Origin of the sequence: Streptomyces milbemycinicus (genome assembly GCF_002154605.1) — a bacterium.
Lineage (GTDB): Bacteria > Actinomycetota > Actinomycetes > Streptomycetales > Streptomycetaceae > Streptomyces > Streptomyces milbemycinicus.
Genome location: NZ_MUNE01000952.1, coordinates 1 through 3,451 on the forward strand (window position 1 = coordinate 1; position 3,451 = coordinate 3,451).

The window sequence follows — 3,451 nt, forward strand, 5'->3', positions numbered from 1 at the left end:
CGACGACGCCCCCAAACGCAGCCGGACGGCGGCCAACCCGCTCTGTGACCGATCCGGGTTCATCGAGGTCGACTGGCTATGGAGCTTCACCCGCCGGACGCGCCGAGGATCCGGGTGCGCAGGACTTTGCTGGTGCTGAGGGCATGCGCCGCGGCGGGTTCTTTATGAGCGTCGGGTGGTAGCTGGTTACGGGCCTGGTGGGGTGTGCAGCCGCCGGGTGGCGTGCTCGAAGAACACCAGCGCGTACAACCGCCCGCCGAGGGCGCTGTCGATATGGAAGAAGTCTGCCGCGATGATGCCCTCGGCTTGCGCGGTCAGGAACTCGCGCCAGGTGGGACCTGAGCGGCGCGGCGCCGGATCGATCCCGGCTGCGTGAAGGATCTCCCAAACCGTCGACGCAGCCACCCGATGCCCGAGTCGAATCAGCTCCCCCTGGACCCGCCGGTGCCCCCACCTCGGATTCTCCCCGGCCAACCGCAGGACGAGCTTCTTGACCGCTGCCCTGGTAGGTGGGCGTCCGGTGCCCCGGCCCGCGGTGTAGTCCCACTTCGAGGCGATGAACCTGCGATGCCAGGCCAGCAGGGTGCCGGGAGTGACAGGGAAGACCCTGAGCCAGTGGCGCCGGGGTATCAGCCCGGACAGGGGCGGCGAACCAGAACTGGTCGGCGGGCTCATAGCGGACCGGTACGGTCCCAGCGGGCTGACCGCACCCCGCTCACCTGCGACGATGACTTTTCGAGCGGCACAGGATCGTGCAGCTCGGACGCAACCTCCTCATGAACCTCGAAGACGCGCGCAACAAGGCCAAGTTCCTCATCCGCGACCGCGACTCGAAGTTCACAGCCGCCTTCGACGCCCTGACGACCGACGCCGGACTGAAGGTCGTCACCACCGGCATTCGGATACCGCGGATGAACTCGCTCATGGAGCGCTGGATACAGACCTGCCGCACCGAACCCCTGGACCGGACCCTGATCTGGAACCAGAGCCACCTCCTCCACGCCCTGCGCGAGTACGAATCCTTCTACAACGAGCACCACCCGCACAGAGCCCTGGGACAAGCCGCCCCCTGCCGCCCGCTACCCACACGCACGGATGATTTATCGGCACCCGCATTGTCGAGCGAACCTTCAGCTGGCTCAAGCACCATCGCCGACTCGCCCGCGACTACGAAACCCACCCCCACCGCCCCGAAGCCATAATGCACGTCGCGACGATCGACCTCATAATCCGACGACTCACCCGCGAATCCACCCCGAACTGGCGCGACACCTAAACCTCGACCCAAACACCACCGCCGAGACAAAACGCCCTTTTAGCGCGTTCTGGGATTGCCACCGCCCGGACCAGGCATTCGCCTTGTGGGCACAGGGCTGCCTTATCAAGGAAGACTTACCGCAGAGGCTCGCCTACGCCGTGCCCGCAATCAAGGGGGTCACTGCGCGATCTCCCCGAAGCTGACGTTCTGCTATTTCTCGTCGATGTCAAGGAAACGGCACCGGCATTCCACCGGACATCGAGCACACACGTCCCAGTCGTAACAGTCAACCCACGTTGATTCGACCGCTGAAATACCTGACTCAAACTTATTGACATAAAATCCTAAACACATGATCATGGCCACATGAAGGAACTGCCGAGGTTACCGTTCGACAACCCAGCCATGCTCGGCATCGCGCCCCAGATGCGCGCACTGCAGCAGGAGGAGCCGATCACCAGGGTGCGGACCGCCGGTGAAGATGCCTGGCTGGTCACCCGCTACGACGAGGTGAGGGCACTACTCGCCGACCGTCGACTCGGTCTCAGCAATCCCAACCCGGAGCAGTCGGCCAAGAGCGCGGCCAGGCGCTTCATGGTCGCGCTGATGGCCGGGGACGACTACGACACCGAGGCCACCAGGCATGCGCAGATGCGCGCGCTGCTTGTGCCCCGGTTCTCCACGCGCCGGATGCGCCTCATGAAGACCCGGATCGAGCACCACGTGGACGACCTGCTCGACCAGTTGGCCGCCGGCACTCCGCCGGTCGACCTGCACCGCGCGCTGTCGTTTCCGTTGCCGACCATGGTGATCTGCGATCTGCTTGGCGTGCCGTTGGCCGACCGGGAGCGGTTCGGGCAGTGGGCGAGAGGCACATTCGACCAGAGCGACAACCAGCACTCGGCGAACACCTTTCAGCAGGTTGTCGACTACATAACGGAACTGGTGGCGCGCAAGCGAACCGAGCCGGGCGACGACCTCCTGTCCGAGCTGATCGCCCATAAAGACAGCGCACTGTCCGATGCGGACATTGCCCACTTGGGTAACGCCGTGCTGTTGTTCGGATACGAGACCACCATTGTGCGCATCGACCTGGGCACCCTGCTGCTGCTGCGCAATCCGGCCCAGCGCGCCCTGCTGGCCGAGAATCCCGAACTCGCACCGGCCGCGGTCGAGGAGATCCTGCGCCTGGGCGTTGGCGGCAAGGGATCGAACGCGATAATACCCCGCTACGCGCACAGCGACATCACCGTCGGCGAGACAGTGATCCGGACCGGAGACGCGGTGATGCTGGCCATCGGCGCGGCCAACTACGACGGCCGGGCATTCCCCGACGGCGACCTGTTCGACCTGGCCCGTAACAAGCCCAAGTCGCATCTGGCATTCGGGCACGGCGCCCGGCACTGCATCGGCCGCACGCTGGCCCGGATCGAGCTGACCGCGGTGTTCGAGCGGCTGTTCCGCAGACTGCCCAACCTGCGGCTCGCGGTACCCGAGGAGTCGCTGCGCTGGCAGGAGCACCGGATCACCGGCGGGTTCGATGAACTCCCCGTTACCTTCTAAGTGGCATTGCACGAGCGAAAACACAGCCGTCCACCGTTCACGGTCGGTCGCTTTGACAGAACGTTGCATGGCCTGTCGTCCCTGACGGATCACAGCGCGTCGGCGCGTCCCGAACGTCAGCACCGGCCGTCCCCGGCGGTCGTCTCTCGTCACCTCTGCCTCACCCGGCGCCATCGAAGCCGTCCGCCCGCCCGGATGTTTGACGCTCCTTCCCCCCAACGCACAGACGTCAGGAGGACAAGGAACCATGACGGACACTTTCAGCGACTACGTCGACTGCACGCCTCTTCTCGACGACCGTGAGGCCCTCGACCGGTTCTACGACGAGCACGGCTACCTCTGTCTGCGCGGCGCTCTGGACCGTGAACTCGTCCGGACCACGGCCGAGCAGATGCTCGAGGGCCTGATCGCACTCGGCCACACCGCCCCCGGCACCACGCTCGACACCCTCACCATCGAGTCCTTCGAGGCGGTCGACGAGGTGGCGATGCACGACTACGTCAAGTACGACGACCTGTGGAACCACCCCTCGACCCTCAAGGTCTGGGAGAAGGTCTTCGGCGAGCCCGTCTTCGTCTTCAAGTCGACGACGATCCGCTACTACCCCTCCGCTGCGGGCTCCGCGGAGCC

Annotated in this window: 2 protein-coding genes and 3 pseudogenes; 4 read left to right on the forward strand and 1 reads right to left on the reverse strand. The window is 65.3% G+C overall.

Going from position 1 to position 3,451, the window contains the following annotated elements; all coding sequences use genetic code 11:
- Positions 1-204 precede the first annotated feature (204 nt).
- Positions 205-691: pseudogene (locus tag CCN51_RS58785) on the reverse strand (helix-turn-helix domain-containing protein); the annotation flags it as partial.
- Positions 692-749: 58 nt separating this feature from the next.
- Here CCN51_RS58785 and CCN51_RS49430 point away from each other — a divergent pair.
- The 4 genes and pseudogenes from CCN51_RS49430 to CCN51_RS49445 form a co-directional block, all read left to right on the forward strand.
- Positions 750-1,088 (forward strand): annotated as a pseudogene (locus CCN51_RS49430) (integrase core domain-containing protein); the annotation flags it as partial.
- 26 nt (positions 1,089-1,114) lie between these two features.
- A pseudogene (locus CCN51_RS58790) lies at positions 1,115-1,276 on the forward strand (IS5 family transposase); the annotation flags it as partial.
- 348 nt (positions 1,277-1,624) lie between these two features.
- Complete coding sequence (gene penM / locus CCN51_RS49440) at positions 1,625-2,821, forward strand: pentalenolactone synthase (RefSeq protein WP_014182237.1); 1,197 nt, start codon at positions 1,625-1,627, stop codon at positions 2,819-2,821.
- A gap of 247 nt (positions 2,822-3,068) precedes the next feature.
- Positions 3,069-3,451, forward strand: a 383-nt coding sequence (locus tag CCN51_RS49445; RefSeq protein WP_483883481.1) for a phytanoyl-CoA dioxygenase family protein, incomplete at its 3' end; no start/stop codon positions are given.

Coding starts and splice junctions, on each gene's coding strand:
- penM (WP_014182237.1), top strand. CDS start 1,625: ATGAAGGAACTGCCGAGGTTACCGTTCGACAACCCAGCCATGCTCGGC.